Raw genomic sequence first — 18955 nt, forward strand, 5'->3', positions numbered from 1 at the left:
GGCCGCGCGCATGGTCACGCCGTCGGCATCCTTCTGGTCGAGCCAGGCGGGGTTGAAGTCGCCGATGAGCGCGCCCGAGCCGAGGAAGGTGGCCTTGTAGCGCTGGCCTTCTTCTTCGGCAAACGCAACGACTTCGATGCCAAAGGGCAGGCGTTGCTTTGCTTGGTGCAGCGCACGCACACAGGCCATGGGCACAAAGATGCCCAGGCGCCCATCGTATTTGCCGCCGTTGCGCACGGTGTCGTAGTGGCTGCCAGTCATGAGGTAACGCGCGCCTTCCGTGGCCGGGTGGTAGCGGCCCACCACGTTGCCCACGGCATCCATCTCTACATCGTCAAAGCCGCAGTCGCGCATCCAGTGGCTGATGCGCTGGGCGCACGCGCGGTGCGCGTCGGTGAGGTAGGTGACGGTGAGCTGGTCTTTTTCGGCAAAGCCCGGGTCGGAGTGTTCTGCAAGTTTTTCCTGCCAGTCCCACACTTCGTTGCCCAGCACCGGCTCGGCGGCGAACTTGTCGTTCAGGCGAATCTCTGCGATGCGGTGGATGTTGCGCAGGGCCTCGGCCAGCTCGAACTCGGGGTGGTTGTCCAGGCGGCGCGCAAAGGTCTCGATGATCTCCTGCTTGGGCAGGCCCGTGCCACGCGGCCCGCGCACCGCCAGGATGAACGGGAAGCCGAAGCGCTCGTTGTACGCGGCGTTGAGCGCCTGGATGCGTGCGAACTCCTCGGGCGTGCACTGCGTGAGGCCCGCCTTGCTCTGCTCGTTGGTGGATTCGGCGGTGAGATTCTTCGCCACCATGGCCTTGCCCGCCAGTTCGGGGTGGGCGCGGATCAGCGCCAGCTGCGCATCCTGGCCCGCCGTGCGCACGACCTGGGCCAGCGCATGCTGCAGGTGGGCCTGCGAACGAAAGGGGCGCTGCGCCAGCGCCTGCTCGGCGATCCAGGGCGAGTGTTCGTACAGGCCGTCCAGCAGCTGCAGGGCCTCGGCAGGGCTGGCGGCGTTGAGTTGTTCCAGGGTCAGGGCCATGTATCAGCCTGCTTTCTGAGAAGGGTAGGGGTGCACCTGTTTCCAGTGGCGCGCGATGTCGATGCGGCGGCACACCCAGACGTTGCTGTGTTGCTGGATGTGGTCCAGAAAACGCTGCAGCGCCGTGATGCGGCCAGGGCGGCCCAGCAGGCGGCAATGCATGCCGATGCTCATCATTTTGGGCGCGTTGTCGCCAGCGGGGTCGCCCTCGGCGTACAGCGCGTCGAACGTGTCCTTCATGTACTGAAAGAACGGGTCGGCGTGCGAGTAGCCCTGTGGCAGGGCAAAGCGCATGTCGTTGCAGTCCAGTGTGTAGGGCACGATGAGCTGGGGCACCGCGCTGCCATCGGTTCTCTTGACCTTCATCCAGAAGGGCAGATCATCGCCGTAGTAGTCGCTGTCGTATTCGAAACCGCCGAAGTCGGCCACCAGGCGCCGCGTGTTGGGGCTGTCGCGGCCGGTGTACCAGCCCAGGGCCCTGTGACCGGTCATGCGCTCAATGATCTCCATGGCCTCTGCCATGTGCGCGCGCTCAATTTCTTCGGGGATGTGCTGGTAGTGGATCCACTTGAGGCCGTGGCAGGCGATCTCGTGGCCCAGCTCCACAAAGGCGTTTGTCAGTTCGGGGTGGCGCTGCAGTGCGCTCGAAACGCCAAACACGGTGAGCGGCAGCTTGCGTTTTTCAAACTCGCGCAGGATGCGCCACACGCCAGCGCGCGAGCCATATTCGTAGATGCCTTCCATGCTCATGTGCCGCTCGGGGTAGCTTGCGGGGTTGAACATTTCCGACAGAAACTGCTCGCTGCCCGCGTCGCCGTGCAGCACGGCGTTCTCGCCGCCTTCTTCATAGTTCAGCACAAACTGCACGGCAACGCGCGCGCCGCCCGGCCACTGCGCGTGGGGCGGGGTCTTGCCGTAGCCAATGAGGTCGCGGGGGTAGGGCTGGGTGGAGTCGTAGATCATGGGTGTCAGTGATTCAAAGGGTCACGGCATGAGCGCTGCGGCCAGGTCGCTGGCCGGGCGTTTGCGGTCAAACGTCAGGCTGGCTTCCACATGTTCGAGGTGCGACTGCATGAGCGAGACGGCCAGCGCCTCGTCGCGCGCGGCCAGTGCTGCCACGATGTCGCCGTGCTCTTCATGCGAGTGCTCGGCGGCGCTGGCGGACTGGTACATCAACGTGATCAGGGCGCAGCGCGAAATCAGGTCGCCCAGCATCTGCGCCAGCACTTCGTTGCCCATGAGCTCTGCCATGCGCACATGAAAGTCGCCCAGCAGTTCGGTGCGGCTGCTCGCGTCGGCCGTTCCCATGGCGGCCTTCTCGCTGGCCACATGCGCGCGCAGGGCCTTGATCTTGGCGGGGGTCACGGTTTGCACAAAGGCGCGCGTCATTTCGGTTTCGAGCATGCGGCGCACGGCGAACACCTGGCGGGCTTCTTCGACGGAGGGCGTGGAGACAAACGCGCCGCGTGCGGGCTCCAGCGTGACCAGGCGGTTCTGCGCCAGCTGGAACAGCGCCTGGCGCACCAGCGTGCGCGACACGCCGAAGTGGTCGGCCAGTTTTTGCTCGGCCAGTTTGGTGCCGGGTTGCAGGCGGTGCTCCACGATGGCGCGGGTCAGCGCCTCGACAATCGCACTGGTGGATGAAGATTCCATGGTGGCATGATACGTTGGAATGGCGAAAAGTGTATACACTTTTGGTCTACACACAGCGATCTGGCAATCCTCGCCGATTGGCCGTGGTCCCCACTTCAGGAGATTCCCTATGGGACTGAGCACCCACGTTCTCGACACCATGAACGGCTGCCCTGCCGCCGGCATGGAGGTCGCCCTGTATGCCACCGATGGTGACAACGCCACCCTCATCAAGCGCCTGCTGTTGAACCATGATGGCCGCACCGATGCGCCCTTGTTCGACAACGCCAGCTTGCGCACCGGCACCTACCGTTTGCGTTTTGATGTGGCGGGCTACTTCAAGGCCCGGGGCGTGCAGTTGCCCGAACCCAACTTCTTGAACCAGGTGAGTCTGGACTTCGGCATTGCGCATGCCGACCAGCACTACCATGTGCCGCTGCTGGTCAGCCCCTGGAGTTACTCAACATACCGAGGCTCTTAGGCATCGCGGCCACCTCTGGAGGCCGCGCAGGGGATGCCCTTAAAGCTGACCTTCTGTGAGGGTGTCCAGCTGGAAGTGCCCCCCCTTGTCCCACAACCAGGTGTCGGTGTAGGTGACCTTGCCCATGCGCGTTGGCACAGGGAAGGGCGCCGCAGCGCGCACGGTGCGCTCGATCTCGGCCACCACCTCAGGGGCGTGGCGCGGGGCGCGCATCCAGTGCAGGCGGGTGACCTTGCCGCTGCGGTCAATGTCCACCTGCAGCACGCCAATGGCATACAACTGGGCGGGCAGCTTGCCCTTGAAGATGCGCTCGCGGTTCAGCCCATAGAGGTGGGTGGCCGCATCCTGCCGGTAGGCCAGGGGTGTGGCTGCGGCCGAAGGGCGTGCCGACCCGGCTGCGGCGGGCACCGGGCCCTTGACAGCACCAGGCTCTGCGCTGGTGGATGGCACGCTGTCAGGCGCCGGGGCGGGTTCAGGTGGGGATTTGCAGGCAGATACCAGTGCGGCGCCAAGGGCCATGATGCCTGCCAGCAGCCAGTGGCTGCGCGGACCGGGGGAGCGGGTGGGTGGCGTGTCGGGCATGGGTTGGTGTGAGGCAGTGGCCACCAGCAGTGCCAGCGGCCAGGGGCGTTAACGACAAAGGAATGGCGGTGACAAATTTGCGTTTGCTGTTGGACGGTTTGAAAACCGGTCCAGCATGCCTGGTAACCGTAGAGTCTACCCAAGGGTCGGTGCCCCGCGAGGCCGGGGCCTGGATGGCCGTTTTTGCCGACCGCCTGGTGGGCACCATCGGCGGGGGCCATCTTGAGCTCCAGGCGATTACCGAAGCGCGCTTGCGCCTGTCAGGCACTGCCGTCAGCAACCCAGCACCCGTGCGGTATGCGCTGGGCCCAGCGCTGGGCCAATGCTGCGGTGGCGTGGTGCACCTGGGCTTTGCGCTGCTCACGGCGGCTGACGCCCCGGGGCTGGCCGCCCGCCTGGCACCGCACCAGCACCCCGTGGCGCTGTTTGGCGGTGGCCATGTGGGCTATGCGCTGGCCCGTGTGCTGGCGCCGCTGCCCTTCGCGCTGACCTGGATCGACAGCCGCGACGGCATCTTCCCAGAGCCACCGCCCGACGGCGCAGTCTGCGAGCATTCCGACCCCGTGCAGGGGGCCGTGCCGGGCCTGGCACCGGGCAGCCGCGTGCTGATCATGAGTTTCAGCCATGCCGAAGACCTGGACGTGGTGGCCGCCTGCCTGCAGCGCCAGCGGCAGCAGCGGGACCTGCCCTTCATCGGCCTGATTGGCAGCCAGACCAAGTGGGCCACCTTCGGAAGCCGCCTGCGCAGCCGGGGCTTCAGCCAGGAGGAGCTGGCGCAGGTGACCTGCCCCATCGGCATCCCCGGCATCGAAGGCAAGGAGCCCGAGGTGATCGCCGTGGCCGTGGCGGCGCAGCTGTTGCTCAGCCTGAAGTCAGCCTGAGCGAAGGTGGCTGGAACGATTCATGCACCTGCCGTCACAACAGCTTGAATGCGGGTAATTCCCGCCCCGCAGGCACCAGACTGGGGCTGGAAGCGGGAACAATTTCTGCATACACTTTGATTCACCGGTCGCAGCGGTGCCCAGCAGATGCTTTTCTGCCCAGGTGCGCGACCCCCTTCTTCTGCTCAGAGCGCCCGCAGTGGTGAGCAGGTTGTACAAGCGGCGTGTTTCCCACGCCGCCAAGGCCGAGAACCATGGAAAGCTACCTTCTCGACTGGGCCAACCTGCTGCTGCGCTGGGTCCACGTCATCACCGCCATCGCCTGGATTGGCTCGTCGTTCTACTTCGTCTTCCTCGACAGCAGCCTTACGCCGCCCGAGGACGACGACCTCAAGAAACAGGGCGTCTCCGGCGAACTCTGGGCCGTGCACGGCGGCGGCTTCTACCACCCCGTCAAGTTCGCCGTCTCGCCGCCCAAGCTACCGGGGCACCTGCACTGGTTCTTCTGGGAAAGCTACAGCACCTGGATCAGCGGGTTTGCGCTGTTCACGGTGTCCTACCTCTACAGCGCCAGCACCTACCTCATCGACAAGTCGAAGATGGACTGGGCGCCTGCCACGGCCATCGTGGTGGCGCTGGCGTTCTTTGTGGTGTTCTGGCTGCTGTATGACGCGATCTGCCGCATCTTTGGCCAGCGCAAGAACGGCGACGCCATCGTGGGTGCGCTGGTGTTTGTGCTGGTGTGCGTAGCCTCGTGGCTGGCCTGCCACTGGTTTGCGGGCCGCGCGGCCTTCTTGCTGGTGGGCGCGATGATCGCCACGGCCATGAGCGCCAACGTGTTCTTCTGGATCATCCCCGGCCAGCGCACCGTGATCCGCCAAATCAAGGCCGGCGAGCCCGTGGACCCGATCCACGGCAAGCGTGGCAAGCAGCGCAGCGTGCACAACACCTACTTCACGCTGCCCGTACTGTTTGCGATGCTCAGCAACCACTACAGCTTCACCTGGAGCCACCCGCAAAACTGGCTGGTGCTCATCCTGATGATGTTTGCGGGCGCGGCCATCCGCCAGTTCTTCGTCATGCGCCATGGCTACAAGCTCGGCCGCAATGGCAACCCGCTGCCCTATGCGCTGGTGGGGGTGGCGGTGATTGTGGGCGCCATCGCCTGGATGCGCCCGGCACCCGTTGCCGCTGTTGCAGCCGTGGCCACCCCCGCACCTGCTGCCGGTGTTGCTCCTGTTTCAGGAGCTGATGGGGCGGGCACAGCGGGCGCAGGTGGCCAAATTGACTTCAAGTCGGTGCAGGCCGTGCTGGAGCAGCGCTGCTACATGTGCCACGGCGAGCAAGTGCAGATGAAAAACCTGCGGCTCGATTCGCCCGCGCTGGCCCAGCAGCATGCCCAGGCCGTTTACCAGCAGGTGGTGGTGCAAAAGCTCATGCCCATGAACAACGCCACGGGCATGACGGATGCGGAGCGTGCGCTGGTCAAGCGCTGGTTCGAGGCAGGGGCGCCTGCGGGGCCTTGAGGGTTGCAGAGTCGCTGTCGAACACTCAGCATGGGCTATGGCGCTGTGGAAGCACCGCAAGTTGGCTGCCGTTGCCCAGGGTTCGCAAATTGGTGCCTTCAACGCTACTTGTTGTGTAACATGTTGAAGCATGTTTGGGCGCTTTCTCGTCAAAACCTAAGAGTCGCAGATGTATCTATTTTTTCGGCGTGGTTCTGGCACTGCTATTAATCGGGAGTACCTCATGTTTTGCTAGTGGGAGAGGCCAGACCTGCATCGACAACTCTGTTAATTCCACTACGTCAAGCGGTATTGAAGAACTACCAACACACAGGACTACAACGCGGGAACCGGGGATTAACTGGAGCCAAGAAAGCTCGACCTACGGGAGCACGACGTATCTCAACGGGCCGACGGAAAATGGAATAAATTAGGCGAGTCTGTTGGAGCATCGGCCTTCTTTTGGGGAGCGCTTTCAATAATTGAAAATTAAAGGAGCGAAGGATGAGAAAATTTTCACTGGCAATAATTGCGATGATTGCATTTTCGGGGTGCGATAAACAGGATCAGGCTGAGAAAAAATCTGAACCTGAATCTCCAAAACCAGCGGTGGCACAAATTGCAGCGCCTAAGAGCCCCGAACCAAAAGTTGATAAAGGCCCATGGGAAGGGCCGTTTGGCCTAAAAATGGGTCTGAGCGAAGCAGAGCTTGCGGCAGCAATTCCCGATATAAAGACCATTAAACCCAACTTTTTTAGTGCGTCAACCCCACCGAAGGCGCATGATGCGTTCGAAAGTTATTCGCTGATTGCTTCTGTGCCTACTGGGCTATGCAAGATTGCTGCCATTGGAAAAGACATTTCGACAAGTAGTTTTGGCGATGAACTCAAGAGTGCGCACATGGCGATGAAGGACGCTCTCACGGAAAAATACGGTAAACCGACTGAACACTTCGATTTTTTGAAAAACGGAAGCATTTGGACCGAACGCAAGTATTGGACCATGGGGATGTTGAAGAAGGATCGCACATTGATGACGGCTTGGCAGCAAAAGACTCCCAAAAACCCCAAAGGAGTAGAGCTTCCAAACAACATTAAGACCATCCTTATCGAGAGTGAGGCAACTCAGACTGACACGGGCTACATAAGTGTGCGTTATGAGTTTTCCAATTTGGATGAGTGCTTTGAGGCGAATAGCAAAGAAAAGAACAAGGCGTTGTGAGGTATTCAAAAATAACTGCATGTCTGGTCAGCGTAATCGCTGACTAGCAAGAAAGAACGGCGATGCTAAGCGCTCTTCTCTGCGATCTCGCTGAGTGTCCGTCACCGTTCGTTTTTTCGCCAACAGAAGCCGCCCACCAAGGCGGTTTTCTTTTAGAAATCTGGCTCAAGAGAAGTGACGCTGCGCTTGTCCTGCGCATCTGCTGCCAGCTTGGGGGTCTAGCTTGTGCATTCGACTCAAGAGCGGATGTTCATTCGGCGTTAATGGTGAGCATGGTGTAGCTCTCGTGGAGTTCGCTCCTCGCACGCGCATCGCGGTGTAGTCGCGCAACAAACCTAACAACCAGCGCTGCCCCCTTTTCCCTACGCCGCCAGCACATCCTGCAGTGCCCGCGTGGCGGCCAGCGCGCCCAGGCTGGATTCGGTGAAGCCGCCGTGCAGCACCACACCGGTGGCGGCCAGCTTGGCCTCGTGTTTGGCCACGGCGGCCAGGTTGGCCACCTCTTCGGCGTGCCGAAAGCGCCCGGGGGTGATGCGCACCGCACCGATGGCGAGCGTGGTGCACGGGAAGAACCGCCGCACGCCATGCCGGTCTTCTGCGTGGATGCCGCCCGCCAGCCGGGCGCCATCGTCAAACAGCGTGTGCGCCTCGCGCGCAAACTCGTCCACGATGTTCTTGCAGCGCTGCAGCCAGTTGCTACTCTGGAAGATCAGCATGAAATCATCTCCACCCACATGGCCCACAAAGTCGCGGCGCGCGTCGCAGTGGGCCGTGGCCAGGCGCGCCACCAGGCGGATCATCTGGTCGCCGCGCCAGTAGCCGTAGTGGTCGTTGAAGGGCTTGAAGTTGTTCAGGTCGGCATAGCAGGCCACAAACTCGGTGCCGCTCTCCAGCAGGCGCTGCATGTGCAGGCTGATGGGGATGTTGCCGGGCAGAAAGGTCAGCGGGTTGGCGTGGCGCGCGGCCTCGATGCGGGTTTCGGTCACGGCGCGCACCAGCTGGTCGCCCGTGCCCAGGCCGAGGTAGCGGCCGTTGTCAGTCACGATGTAGCCGTCGCTCAGGTAGCGCTGGTCCTGCGAGGTGAGGATGCCCACCAGCTGGTCCACGTCGCAGTCCAGCTCCACCACGCGTGGCGCCTGGTTTGCGAAGGCCAGGCACGATTTGCGGCCATGCACCTCGCGGAAGTACAGGGTGGCGTAGTGGTTCATAAACTGCTGGCGGTTGATGAGCGCCACGGGGCGCGTGCCATCCACCACGGCCAGCGCGTGCAGGTCGGTGTGCTGGTGAAAGATCACGGCCACCGCATCGTTGCTGGTGGCGGGCGATGCGGTGGGCGCCTGCACCACCAGCAGGCTGCGCAGGATGCCGGGGCGCGCGGTCTGGCCCAGGTGTGGCAGCACGGCCACCCGGCGGTCCTGCATCACCTCCAGCGCGGGGCCGTCCACCGTGTGGCGTGGCTCGCGCGCCGGGCGGCCCAGCAGCCAGCCCTGGCCGTAGGGGATGTCCAGGTCGCGCAGCGCGCGCAGGTCGTCGCGGGTTTCGATGCCTTCGGCAATCAGCTTGGTGCCAAACACGTCGGCAATGCCCTTGATGGCCTGCAGCATCTGCAGGTTCTCGGGGTGGTCGCTGATGTCGTGGATGAAGTATTTGTCGATCTTCACGAAGTCGGGCTTGACCTCGGACCACAGCCGCAGGCTGGAGCGACCGTCGCCAAAATCGTCCAGCGCCACACGCGCGCCGCAGGCGTGCACGGCCTTGATCGCCTGGCGCAATACGGGCATGTCGCTCACGCGCTCGTGTTCGGTGATCTCCAGCACCAGCATGCGGGCGCTCAGGCCAAAGCTGCGCACCGTATCTCCCAGCATCTCGGAGCCCACCAACGCCACGCCGTGCACGAGCGCGTCGGCGCTGATGTTCACAAAGAGGCGGCCCGGCGCCTCCTGCTGGCCCCATTGGGCAAGCGCGGTGAAGACGCACAGCAGCTCGAAGTCCAGCAGGATGCCTTCCTGCCGCGCCAGGTTGAGCAACACATCGGGGGTGTGAAGGGGGCTGCCCTCGGGGCCCCTGATCAGGGCCTCATGGGCATGGATGTTGCCCTCGCGCAGATCGGCCAGGGGCTGGAAGACGCAGTGCAGCCCACCACCCTGCATGAGCCGTGCCAGCGGGCCGGTGCCATGGCGTGCAGCGGGCGACAGCAGCGCCATCATCGCCTCCAGCCGGCTCCATTGGGTGTTCTGCATCGCGTTGTGGGTCCCTGAGCAAGGACGCAAAGATACCCAGTCGCTGTGACATTTTGGTTACAAAACGATGAACGCTACTGTTTTGATAGCTTTCAAGGTATGACTGTAGCGCGGAAAAGGCCTTTTTTCTTCAAAAAATGCCCCACTAAAACGTATCAGAAGCGGTGGCGAACGCCCACGCCCACGCTGCTGCCCTGGGCCTGGTTGGTAATGCGGTCGGCCATGGCCATCACGTACAGGTCGGTGCGCTTGGACAGGAAATGGTCGTAGCCCACGGTGAAGGTCTTGCGCGAGATGTCGGTGGCGCTCAGTGTGGTTTGCGCCCACGATGCCAGTACCTTGCCGGTGGCCCCCACGGGCACCGACACGCCAAGCTGCGTGGTCTTTGCCTTGTTGGTGGTGTTGTCGGCCTTGGCCTGGCCGTAGCTGGCAAAGGCCTTGACTACCGTGAAGTCATAGGCGCCACCCAGCATCCAGTCGGTCTTGGTGGTGCCCAGGTAGGTGCTGGGCACGGCGGGGTTGCTTATCTGGTCGCGCTCATAAAAGCCGGTGAGGGTGACGGGACCGTTGAAGTACAGCGCGTTGATGCCCACGTTCTTCTTGCCGCTGCTGCCCGCGATCTCGCCAAACTGGTAGTGCAGGTTGGCCGAGAGCCCGCCGAAACTCGGCGTGCTGTAGATGATCTCGTTGGCCCAGCCCGTGTCCGACGGCGTGGTGGAACCCCAGCCGGTGCCGTTGAACAGCGGCACGTTCATGTGCAGGATAACGGGCGCGAAGGTGAACGAATCGCCCAGCGGGTTCGACAGGATGGAAGGCAGAAAGTTGGGCGCCAGGCCCCGGCCCACGGTGAGGGTGCCGAAGTTGCCCGACAGGCCCACGTTGGCATCGCGCGAAAAGAAGGTGTCGTTGGCGAAGCGGCCCTGCACGCCGCTGTCCACCTTGATGAAAGAAGTAAGCGCGAAGTTGGCCTTGAGCCCGCCGCCGAGGTCCTCCGTGCCCTTCACGCCGAACCACGATGTGGTCATGCCGCCACTGCCCACCACCGCGCTGCGGCCTGCGTCACCGGCGTTTCTCATGGAGCCGACATACACGTCGGTCAGCCCCATCAGCTGGACCGAGCTTTGGGCCTGGGCCCCGGTGGCGCACAACAGCAGTGGGCTGCCCAGCGCGAGAGATAGTGACAGTGTGGTCAGGTTTTTTTTCATGAATTTTCCTGGTGGTGAAATGCCGGACGCCCGGCGTTGGGAAGGGTTGCGTGCGACCCAGGTTGCACGTTGGTGCAGGGGCGGGCCCGCGCGCGAGGAGTTCGCAATTTCCGTGCCCTTGCTGAAACAGGTTCTTACAACTGCATGCCAAAGGGCAGGGCGCGGGCACGCGGGCGGTAGCAGTTCTTCACGCAGCTTTTTTGTGTTCTTTCGCAAAACCCTTGCAGGACGGGGTTTGCGACGTGGTTTGGCTTTGATCTTGCTCAATGCCCTGGGCGGGGCGACGCGGCAAAGTGGCTTCCATGCTGCCCTCTACCCTTTTCTCCCTGCCCGCCGAAACCGAGGTGATCGCCCCCGGCGAAGTGCTGCGCAGGCGCAACGAGGTCCTCACCTCCGTACTGCACCTGGAAAGCGGCCGCGTGTTGCGCGGCGTGCTGGACGACGGCTTCCTGCGCCACCAACTGGGCGCGGTGGAGGGGCCGTTCTGGCTCGATGCCGCATCGGCCTTGTTGGGCATGCCCTTCCCGGTGGACATGGTGGCCGACACGCGCCTGCAGGTGCGGCGCCTGCCGATTGCAGAATTTCGCCGCAGCCTGGCCGCCATGCCAGCGGGTGCTCGCGCCCTGCTGCTGGACATGGCGCAGGGTTACCGGCAACAGTCTGAACTGGCGGTGAGCCGCCTTGCGCAGGACGCGGAATCGCGCTGTGCCCAATGGTTGCTCAAGCACGCCGAATCAGACCCGACGGGCGCCATGCAGGTCACGCTGCACCAGCGCAAGCGCCTGATTGCGGCGCAACTGGGCATTGCCCCCGAGACCTTTTCGCGCGTGCTGCGCCATTTGCGGGAGCTGGGCCTCATCCATGGCACTGGCAACGTGCTGAACCTGCCCCAACCCCGGGCGTTGCAGTCCATGGCGGGGTGCTGAAGGCCCGCCGTCCCCGCGCAGCGGGGCGGCGCCGCACTCAGGGTTTTTCCTTGCGGTTTTCCAAGGGTTCCACCCAAGCCCCCGGCCCCGGGGGCTGCGTATATTTGTTGGGACATGTCTGTTGTGACCCGTCCCCATGCCTAACTTCATGCGTGCCTGCGACGCTCCCGTGCCGGGGTGTCCATGACGGCCCCCGCACCTTCGGCTGAGCCCGATGATGCACCCGGCTGGCTGGTGCCGGGGACATTGGTGCTGCGGCTCATGCTGGTGGCGGCGCTGGCCGTGGCTTTGTCGGGGGCCGTGGCGGCCTGGCTGGTCACCCGTGCATCCGGGCAAGAGGCCGTGCGCCGGGTGGTCAACCAGCAGACCGATGAAGTTGAAGTGTTGGCCCGCCTGCTGGCAAGCAAGATCGAACAGAGCCAGAAGGTGTTGCGCACTGTCGCTGCGGGCATCACGCCCGGCATGCTCGAATCCCCTTCCTCGCTCGAATGGCTGCTGCAGCAGGGCCTGCCCGCCGTGCAGTTCTTCGACACCATGCAAGTGGCCCGCGACAACGGCGAGCTGCGCCTGAATCTGCGCGCCGGGCAGCAGCAAAAGGCCGCCGACCTGGACCCGGCCGAGCGTGACGCTCTGCGCCGCACCTTGGTGGATGGCAAGCCCCTGGTGTCCGAGCTGATCGCCGGGCGCGGTGGCGAGCCGCGCGTGATGTTCACCATGCCGCTGCACCGCGAAGACGGCACCGTGCTGGGCGTGGTGGCTGGGGCGCTGCGTTTGCAGTCGCAAAGCCTGCTGCCCCCGTCGATGACGCTGCCCGCACGGGAGGATTCTCAGCTGATTGTCTTTACGCGCGACGGCACTATCCTGTCGCACCCGGATTCTTCCCGCATCCTGGGCCAGGTGCGCGACGAGGCCGGGCTGGCGCCGATGTATGCCCGCTGGCTGACCCAAGCCCAGCCCGTAGTGGGGCGCGGCATGAGCCATGTGCAGTCCGACCACATCGTGAGCATGGCGGGCATGCCGCTGCCGCAGTGGATCGTGGCGCGGGTCAGCACATCGCAGGCGCTGCTCGCGCCCCTGCGCGGCGCCCAGCGCGAAGCCTGGTGGCTGGCCGCGGCCAGCATGCTGCTGTGCATGCTGCTGGCGGTGGCCTTGATGGGCTGGATGGCCCAACCCCTGGCGCAGCTCACCTACAAGGCGCGCCAGCTGCTCAAGACCAGCACCCGCCACCAGCAGCCCCCTGCAGACCAGGATTGGCCCCGCGCAGGCGGTGAGGTGGGCGAACTGGTGCGCGTATTCCAGGGGCTGGTGCAGCAGGGCCGGCAGCAAGAGCAGCGCAAGGACACGCTGGACGGCCAGCTCCAGGCCGTGCTGGACAACGCCTCGGTGGGCATCATCATCTCGCGCCACGGCATGCTGGACGTGGTGGGGCGCCAGGCCTGCGTGATGCTGGGCTATACCGTGCAAGAGTTGCAGGGCCGCCCCGCGCGCACCGTGTACGCCAGTGACGCGGACTATGCCCAGGTGGGCGCGCGCGTGCGCTCCGAGATGGCTGCGCACGGTGCATTTGACGGCGACATCTGCTTCATGCGCAAGGACGGCACGCCCGTATGGGCCCGCGTGCAGGGTCGCGGCGTGCGGCCCGACGAGATCCATGGTGGCACCGTGTGGATTTTGGAAGACATCACCGCCGCCCGCGAGGCCCAGGTTCAGCATGCTTGGGAGCGCACGCACGATGCGTTGACCCAGCTCTACAACCGCGCTGCTTTTGACGAGCGCCTGGGCCTGCTGATGGCCGAGCGCTCGACGCGCCAACGCGGCGCCGCAGAGGATTTGGACGGCAAGGAGCCGCAGGGCGATGGGGTGGTGATGTTCCTCGACCTGGATCATTTCACCGTGGTCAACGACATTGCGGGCCATGACGCGGGCGACGATGTGCTACGCCATGTGGCCCGGCTGCTGGCGTCGCAGGTGCGCCAGATCGGCTGGGCGGCGCGCCTGGGGGGGGACGAGTTTGCCGTGGTGTTGCCCGGCTGTGCCCTGGCACGCGGCCAGGCGGTGGCCGAGCAGCTGCGTTTGGCGGTGCATGCCTGGGAGCCGTCGTACCAGGGGCGCAGTTTTACGCTGGGGGTAAGCATCGGGCTGGTGGTGCTGGATGCAAGCTTGCAGGACGTGCCGTCGGTGTTGTACGCGGCGGACATGGCTTGTTATGACGCCAAGCGGTCGGGGCGCAACCGGGTGGAGACGCGGCATGCGCGCCAAGCGACTGTGTCGGCATCGGGGCGGATGGCGTTGGGGCCGGTTTGAGCCTTTCTGGGGTGCTAGGGATGTCCTGCATAACTCCCTGCGGTCTGTGATAGCGCGGCCTCGGGCAGTCCGCTGCGTTGCTTTTCTTGCCAATAGCCGGGCTATTGGCTGCCAAAAGACGCCTTGCGGCCTGTCCCGATCCGCACTACCACCGACTCGCGAGGGTTATGCAGGACATCCCTAGCGCCTGCTGATTTTTTTGATAGCTATTGTTTTTGTAGTGATTGCTTTCTGGCCGTGTGGGGTGAGTCTGTCGAAGTTCATGTGGCCCGCGAACGGCTCCTGGGTCGCGCCCAGGCTTCGACAGAAGCTCAGCCCGCACGGATGGAAGGTGTTGAGCAGGTCTCGACCCACTCAACCCGAATGCCGGGCAGGAAGCAGAATGCTATAAAAAAACTAGCTAAAAAGACATGATCAGCAGGCGGTAAAGGCCAAAAAATCCTCAATCCTCCACCCGCCCCAAAGCCCGCAGCACATTCTCCGCAGTCGCCGGCGCCGTCAACACCACCGGCACCGCAGCATCCACACCGCTACGCCCCGCCGCCACCGCATTGCGCAGCGCCTCATACACACTGATCGCCAGCATGAACGGTGGCTCGCCCACGGCCTTGCTGCCACCCACGTTGTCCTCGCGGTTCGCCTCGGGCCACAAGTCCACCTTGAAGTGCGCCGGAATGTCCCCCGTCGCCGGGATCTTGTACGTGCTGGGCGCGTGGGTGGCGAGGGTGCCCTTGTCGTTCCACACCAGCTGCTCGGTGGTGAGCCAGCCCATGCCCTGCACAAACCCGCCCTCAATCTGGCCGATGTCGATGGCCGGGTTGATGCTGTGGCCCACGTCGTGCAGGATGTCCACCTTCAGCACACGGCTCTCGCCTGTGAGGGTGTCGATGGCCACCTCGGTGCAGGCCGCGCCGTAGCTGAAGTAGTAGAACGGCCGACCCGTGAGCGTGGCCTTGTCGTAGTGGATCTTGGGCGTGCGATAAAAGCCGTCGCTCCACAGCTGGATGCGGTTGGCGTATGCCTCTTTGACCACGGCGTCGAAGCTGCGCACAGCCTTGGGCGAGATCACCTGGCCGCCCGCGAACTGGATGGCGCCCGCGCCGCAGCCGTCCAGGCCGCACACGAACGAGGCCAGGTTGTCTCGCACGTTGCGCGCCGCATATTGGGCGGCGCGGCCGTTCAGGTCGGTGCCACTGCTGGCAGCGGTGGCGCTGGCGTTGGGCACCTTGCTGGTGTCGCTGGCGGTGACCAGCACGCGGGCGAGGGGCACGCCCAGTTCGTCCGCCACGATCTGCGCGACCTTGGTGTGCAGGCCTTGGCCCATCTCGGTGCCGCCGTGGTTCACCTGCACGCTGCCGTCGGTGTACACATGCACCAGGGCGCCGGCCTGGTTGAACAGCGTTGCCGTGAAGCTGATCCCGAACTTGACAGGCGTGATGGCGATGCCGCGCTTGATGACCGGGTTGTGTGCGTTCCACGCCGCAATCTCAGCCTGGCGCTGGCGGTAGCCCGAGGTCTGCTCCAGCGTGGGCAGCAGCGCGTGCAGGATGTTGTCCTCCACGGTCATCTGGTAGTGGGTGACGTTGCGGCCGCTGCTCGCGTCCTTGCCATAGAGGTTGACCAGGCGAACGTCCTGCGCATCGCGTCCCAGTGCCCGGGCGATGTCGCCCAGGATGGCTTCGATGACGATCACACCCTGCGGACCGCCGAAGCCGCGGAACGCGGTGTGGCTCTGGGTGTTGGTTTTGCAGCGGTAGGAGGCGATCTCGACATCACTCAGGTAGTACGCGTTGTCGCTGTGGAACACCGCGCGGTCGGCCACGGGGCCTGACAGGTCGGCGCTGAAACCGCAGTTGGCGGCCATGTGCAGTTTCAGGCCCGTGATGCGGCCCGTGTCGTCAAAGCCCACGTCGTACTGGTACGCAAATGGGTGGCGCTTGCCGGTGACCATGAAGTCTTCGTCGCGGTCCAGCCGCAGCTTGACGGGGCGACCCAGCTTGTGGGCGGCCACGGCGGCCCACACGGCCAGATGGCCTGCCTGCGTCTCCTTGCCGCCAAAGCCGCCACCCATGCGGCGGCATTCCACACGCACTGCGTGGTTGTCGATGCCCAAGGCGTGCGAGACCCAGTGCTGCACCTCGCCCGGGTGCTGGGTGCTGGAGTAGACCCACCACTGCTTTTGCTCCAGGGGCATGGCGTAGGCGATCTGGCCTTCCAGGTAGAAATGCTCCTGCCCGCCCACTTCAAACGCACCGCTCAGGCGGTGGGCCGATTGGGCCAGACCTGTGGCTGCATCGCCCCGGTGCACAAACACGGGGGGCAGCACGTAACTTTCGGCTTGGAGCGCGTCCTGCACCGTCAGCACGGCAGGCAGGGGTGTGATGTCGAGCTTGACGGCGCGCACCGCGCGGCGCGCCTGCATCACCGAGTCGGCCACCACTAGGCCGATCACCTGACCCACAAACTGCACGCTGCCCTCGGCAAACACCGGTTCGTCGTGCGCGAAGGCGGCCAGGATCTTGTCGCCGGGTACATCGCCCGCCAGCACCACACCGCGCACGCCGGGCAGGGTCAGCGCGGCGGTGGCATCCACGCCGTTCAGGCGGCCATGCGCCACCGTGGAGAGGATGGGCGCCGCGTACAGCGTGCCCTTGACCTCGGGCAGGTCGTCAATGTAGTGGGCAGCCCCGGCCACCTGGGCGCGGGCGCTTTCGTGGATGTGCGAGTGGCCCATCGCGGCCCGGGTGGGCGAGGGTAGTGCCTGGGTGGGGATGTGTTCGGGGGCGTTCATACCGTGGCCTCCAGCGTCAAAGTGTCCAGGCTGACCGAGGGCTGGCCCTGGCTTTCGAGCCAGTAGCGCTGCAGCAGGTTGCCCAGCACCTGGCGGCGGTAGGCGCCGCTGGCGCGCATGTCCGAGATGGGGCTGAACTCGGCCTGCAGTGCCGCCGCAGCGCGCTGCGTGGTGGCTTCGGTCCAGGGCTGACCCACCAGCGCGGCTTCGGTTTGCCGGGCACGCGCCGGGGTGGCGGCGACGCCGCCCGCGCCTATGCTGGCGCGCTGCACGGTGCCGTCAGCGATGTCGAGGTTGATTACCAGGCACACGGCAGAAATATCGTCGTCAAAGCGTTTCGAAATCTTGTACGCGCGCAGCTGTTCTTGAGCCGAGGGGCGGGGCACAACGATGCGCACCAGCAGCTCATCCGCCGCCATCACGTTCTGCCGGTAGCCGGTGTAGAGGTCTTCCAGCGGCAGCTGGCGCTCGCCCCGGGCCTGGCTGGCCAGCACCACCTGGGCGCGCAGGGCGATCAAGAGCGGCATGGAGTCGCCAATCGGAGAGCCGTTGGCCACATTGCCGCCCAGCGTGCCCGAATTGCGCACGGGCAGCCCCGCAAACCGCGTGGCAAATCGGTGCAGCTGCGGCCACTGTGCGGTGAGGGCTGCAAACGCGTCGGTCAGCGTGACGGCAGCGCCGATGTGGATGGCGTCGGGGTGCTGTGCCACCTGCCGCAGCTCGACCGCACGGGTCACGTCCAGCACCTGGCTGTACTGCTTGTGCTGCTTGGTCACCCACAGCCCCACGTCGGTACAACCGGCCACGATCTGCGCAGCGGGGTGGGCGGCACGTGCAGCCAGCAGGGTGGCCTGGCTGGTGGGGGCGATATAAGAAAAATCGGCTGTCTGCGCGCTCTGGTTGTGCGCCATTTGCTTCAATTTTTGTAGCACTTCGGCTTCATTTACCGCCATGCCGGGCAGCGATGCCATCTGCTGGGCGGCGTCGAGGATGGGGCGATAGCCGGTGCAGCGGCACAGGTTGCCCGAGAGTTCTTCCTGGGCCAGTTCGCGAGTGATGGCTTCACCGTGGCAGACATGGTTCTGGTACATGCCGAAGAGGCTCATCACGAAGCCGGGCGTGCAGAACCCGCATTGAGAGCCGTGGCACTGGACCATGGCCTCCTGTGCGGGATGGAGCGTGATCGTTTGTCGGGCAGCGGCGGCATCGCCCACCGGCTGGATCAGCGGGTCTTCCGCCAGGTCCTCCACCGTCCACAGCGCCATGCCATTGACCGAATGAGCCAGGCGGATGCAGCTGTTCACGGCGCTGTAGTGCAGCTGGCCGCCGCGTTCTTCGCCCAGCACCACGGTGCAGGCGCCGCAGTCGCCTTCGCCGCAGCCCTCCTTGGTGCCGGTGCAGCCCAGGTCTTCGCGCAGCACCTCCAGCAGGGTGCGGTCGGGTGGTACATTGCCCAGCGCCACGGGCTGGCCTCGGCGCAGGAATTGCAAGGGTTGGGTGGTCATGACGGATGCCGCTTCTTCGATTGCTATCAATTCTTCAACTCATCAGAGGGTAGGGCGCCCCGAGGCCTTCAGCATAAGTACAAGCTTATGACATCAATGCACGCACTGCTATGAGAGACCACGCCCTTTTCGACAAGATAGACCTCCATCTCATAAGGGTCTTGCACACCGTGCTCACAGAACGCAGCGTATCGAGGGCCGCCGTCCGCCTGGGCATGCACCAGCCGGCGGTGTCGGCTGCGCTCAAGCGGCTGCGCGACCTGTCAGGCGACCCGCTGCTGGTGCGTTCAGGCGCGAGCATGATGCCCACCGACGCCGCGCTGCGCATGGTGGAGCCCGCCGGGGCCATCCTGCGAGCGGCCGAGGCGCTGTTTTCGGATGCACGCGGGTTCGACCCGCGCACCGCCACCCGAACATTTCGCGTGGCGGCCAGCGACTACCTGGACCCGCTGTTTCTGCCCCAGCTCGTGGCCCGCATCAAGGTCGAAGCGCCTTTGTGCCCCATCGAGATCCTGCCCTTGTCGGCCGACGCGCACTACCACGCGCACCTGGCGCTGGGCGATGTGGATGTGGTGATCGGCAACTGGCCCCAGCCGCCCGATGACCTGCACATGGGCCGCCTGTTTGGTGATGAGGTGGTGTGCCTGGTCGGCAAGGAC

The 18955-nt window shown here is 64.5% G+C and carries 14 protein-coding genes and 1 pseudogene; 7 read left to right on the forward strand and 8 right to left on the reverse strand.

The annotated features are described in order from the left end of the window. The 3 genes and pseudogenes from uraD to DBR12_RS18150 form a co-directional block, all read right to left on the reverse strand. Positions 1–1023: pseudogene (uraD, locus tag DBR12_RS23140) on the reverse strand (2-oxo-4-hydroxy-4-carboxy-5-ureidoimidazoline decarboxylase); the annotation flags it as partial. Between the two features lie 3 nt (positions 1024–1026). Beyond that, positions 1027–1986 carry an allantoinase PuuE gene (gene puuE, locus DBR12_RS18145; protein WP_108618547.1) on the reverse strand — a complete coding sequence of 320 codons (960 nt, stop codon included), beginning with the start codon at positions 1984–1986 and terminating at the stop codon, positions 1027–1029. A 21-nt stretch (positions 1987–2007) separates the two neighbouring features. Beyond that, a complete protein-coding gene (locus DBR12_RS18150; RefSeq protein ID WP_063462488.1) occupies positions 2008–2676 on the reverse strand; it encodes a GntR family transcriptional regulator in 669 nt (222 codons plus the stop codon). Between the two features lie 109 nt (positions 2677–2785). Between DBR12_RS18150 and uraH the strand changes: the two genes are divergently transcribed. After that, a complete protein-coding gene (gene uraH, locus DBR12_RS18155) occupies positions 2786–3136 on the forward strand; it encodes a hydroxyisourate hydrolase (RefSeq protein WP_108618548.1) in 351 nt (116 codons plus the stop codon). A 39-nt stretch (positions 3137–3175) separates the two neighbouring features. Here the strand turns inward: uraH and DBR12_RS18160 are convergent, their stop codons facing one another. Then, positions 3176–3655, reverse strand: a complete 480-nt coding sequence (locus tag DBR12_RS18160; protein WP_369861666.1) for a hypothetical protein — start codon at positions 3653–3655, stop codon at positions 3176–3178. A gap of 125 nt (positions 3656–3780) precedes the next feature. Here DBR12_RS18160 and xdhC point away from each other — a divergent pair, with 125 nt between their 5' ends. The 3 genes from xdhC (at position 3781) to DBR12_RS22065 (ending at position 7325) form a co-directional block, all read left to right on the forward strand. Next, positions 3781–4599, forward strand: coding sequence for a xanthine dehydrogenase accessory protein XdhC (gene xdhC, locus DBR12_RS18165; RefSeq protein ID WP_199226720.1), 819 nt, complete (start codon positions 3781–3783; stop codon positions 4597–4599). A 254-nt stretch (positions 4600–4853) separates the two neighbouring features. Then, positions 4854–6125, forward strand: a complete 1272-nt coding sequence (locus DBR12_RS18170; protein WP_108618549.1) for a urate hydroxylase PuuD — start codon at positions 4854–4856, stop codon at positions 6123–6125. 483 nt (positions 6126–6608) lie between these two features. Next, positions 6609–7325, forward strand: a complete 717-nt coding sequence (locus tag DBR12_RS22065; protein WP_146185570.1) for a hypothetical protein — start codon at positions 6609–6611, stop codon at positions 7323–7325. 362 nt (positions 7326–7687) lie between these two features. On the opposite strand, the gene DBR12_RS18180 is transcribed toward DBR12_RS22065, so the two are convergent. Further along, positions 7688–9565: a phosphodiesterase gene (locus DBR12_RS18180; protein ID WP_233244807.1), complete on the reverse strand. Its 1878-nt coding sequence runs from the start codon at positions 9563–9565 to the stop codon at positions 7688–7690. A gap of 155 nt (positions 9566–9720) precedes the next feature. Then, on the reverse strand, positions 9721–10770 hold the full coding sequence (locus DBR12_RS18185; RefSeq protein WP_108618551.1) for a porin: 1050 nt from the start codon (positions 10768–10770) through the stop codon (positions 9721–9723). A 302-nt stretch (positions 10771–11072) separates the two neighbouring features. Here DBR12_RS18185 and DBR12_RS18190 point away from each other — a divergent pair, with 302 nt between their 5' ends. Both DBR12_RS18190 and DBR12_RS18195 read left to right on the forward strand, forming a co-directional pair. Beyond that, positions 11073–11696: a Crp/Fnr family transcriptional regulator gene (locus DBR12_RS18190; protein WP_108618557.1), complete on the forward strand. Its 624-nt coding sequence runs from the start codon at positions 11073–11075 to the stop codon at positions 11694–11696. A gap of 183 nt (positions 11697–11879) precedes the next feature. Further along, entirely contained in the window at positions 11880–14000 is a 2121-nt protein-coding gene (locus DBR12_RS18195) for a diguanylate cyclase domain-containing protein (protein ID WP_108618552.1), read from the forward strand. 442 nt (positions 14001–14442) lie between these two features. On the opposite strand, the gene xdhB is transcribed toward DBR12_RS18195, so the two are convergent. Both xdhB and xdhA read right to left on the reverse strand, forming a co-directional pair. Beyond that, positions 14443–16791, reverse strand: a complete 2349-nt coding sequence (xdhB, locus tag DBR12_RS18200) for a xanthine dehydrogenase molybdopterin binding subunit (RefSeq protein ID WP_233244810.1) — start codon at positions 16789–16791, stop codon at positions 14443–14445. Beyond that, the gene (xdhA, locus tag DBR12_RS18205) at positions 16788–18296 is read right to left on the reverse strand and encodes a xanthine dehydrogenase small subunit (protein ID WP_108618553.1); all 1509 of its coding nucleotides are present in this window, start codon (positions 18294–18296) and stop codon (positions 16788–16790) included. The genes xdhB and xdhA overlap by 4 nt, the downstream gene beginning before the upstream one ends. A 110-nt stretch (positions 18297–18406) precedes the next feature. On the opposite strand from xdhA, the gene DBR12_RS18210 reads away from it, so the two are divergent. After that, positions 18407–18955 (forward strand): LysR family transcriptional regulator (locus DBR12_RS18210; protein ID WP_146185571.1); only part of this gene is annotated, 549 nt, incomplete at its 3' end.

The sequence above is a fragment of the Acidovorax sp. HMWF029 genome (genome assembly GCF_003060895.1).
Lineage (GTDB): Bacteria > Pseudomonadota > Gammaproteobacteria > Burkholderiales > Burkholderiaceae_C > Acidovorax.

Excerpts from the sequence above, each read along its gene's own strand:
- puuE (WP_108618547.1), bottom strand. The coding sequence starts at position 1,986 with ATGATCTACGACTCCACCCAGCCCTACCCCCGCGACCTCATTGGCTAC.
- DBR12_RS18150 (WP_063462488.1), bottom strand. The coding sequence starts at position 2,676 with ATGGAATCTTCATCCACCAGTGCGATTGTCGAGGCGCTGACCCGCGCC.
- uraH (WP_108618548.1), top strand. The coding sequence starts at position 2,786 with ATGGGACTGAGCACCCACGTTCTCGACACCATGAACGGCTGCCCTGCC.
- DBR12_RS18160 (WP_369861666.1), bottom strand. The coding sequence starts at position 3,655 with ATGGCCCTTGGCGCCGCACTGGTATCTGCCTGCAAATCCCCACCTGAA.
- xdhC (WP_199226720.1), top strand. The coding sequence starts at position 3,781 with ATGGCGGTGACAAATTTGCGTTTGCTGTTGGACGGTTTGAAAACCGGT.
- DBR12_RS18170 (WP_108618549.1), top strand. The coding sequence starts at position 4,854 with ATGGAAAGCTACCTTCTCGACTGGGCCAACCTGCTGCTGCGCTGGGTC.
- DBR12_RS22065 (WP_146185570.1), top strand. The coding sequence starts at position 6,609 with ATGAGAAAATTTTCACTGGCAATAATTGCGATGATTGCATTTTCGGGG.
- DBR12_RS18180 (WP_233244807.1), bottom strand. The coding sequence starts at position 9,565 with ATGCAGAACACCCAATGGAGCCGGCTGGAGGCGATGATGGCGCTGCTG.
- DBR12_RS18185 (WP_108618551.1), bottom strand. The coding sequence starts at position 10,770 with ATGAAAAAAAACCTGACCACACTGTCACTATCTCTCGCGCTGGGCAGC.
- DBR12_RS18190 (WP_108618557.1), top strand. The coding sequence starts at position 11,073 with ATGCTGCCCTCTACCCTTTTCTCCCTGCCCGCCGAAACCGAGGTGATC.
- DBR12_RS18195 (WP_108618552.1), top strand. The coding sequence starts at position 11,880 with ATGACGGCCCCCGCACCTTCGGCTGAGCCCGATGATGCACCCGGCTGG.
- xdhB (WP_233244810.1), bottom strand. The coding sequence starts at position 16,791 with ATGAACGCCCCCGAACACATCCCCACCCAGGCACTACCCTCGCCCACC.
- xdhA (WP_108618553.1), bottom strand. The coding sequence starts at position 18,296 with ATGACCACCCAACCCTTGCAATTCCTGCGCCGAGGCCAGCCCGTGGCG.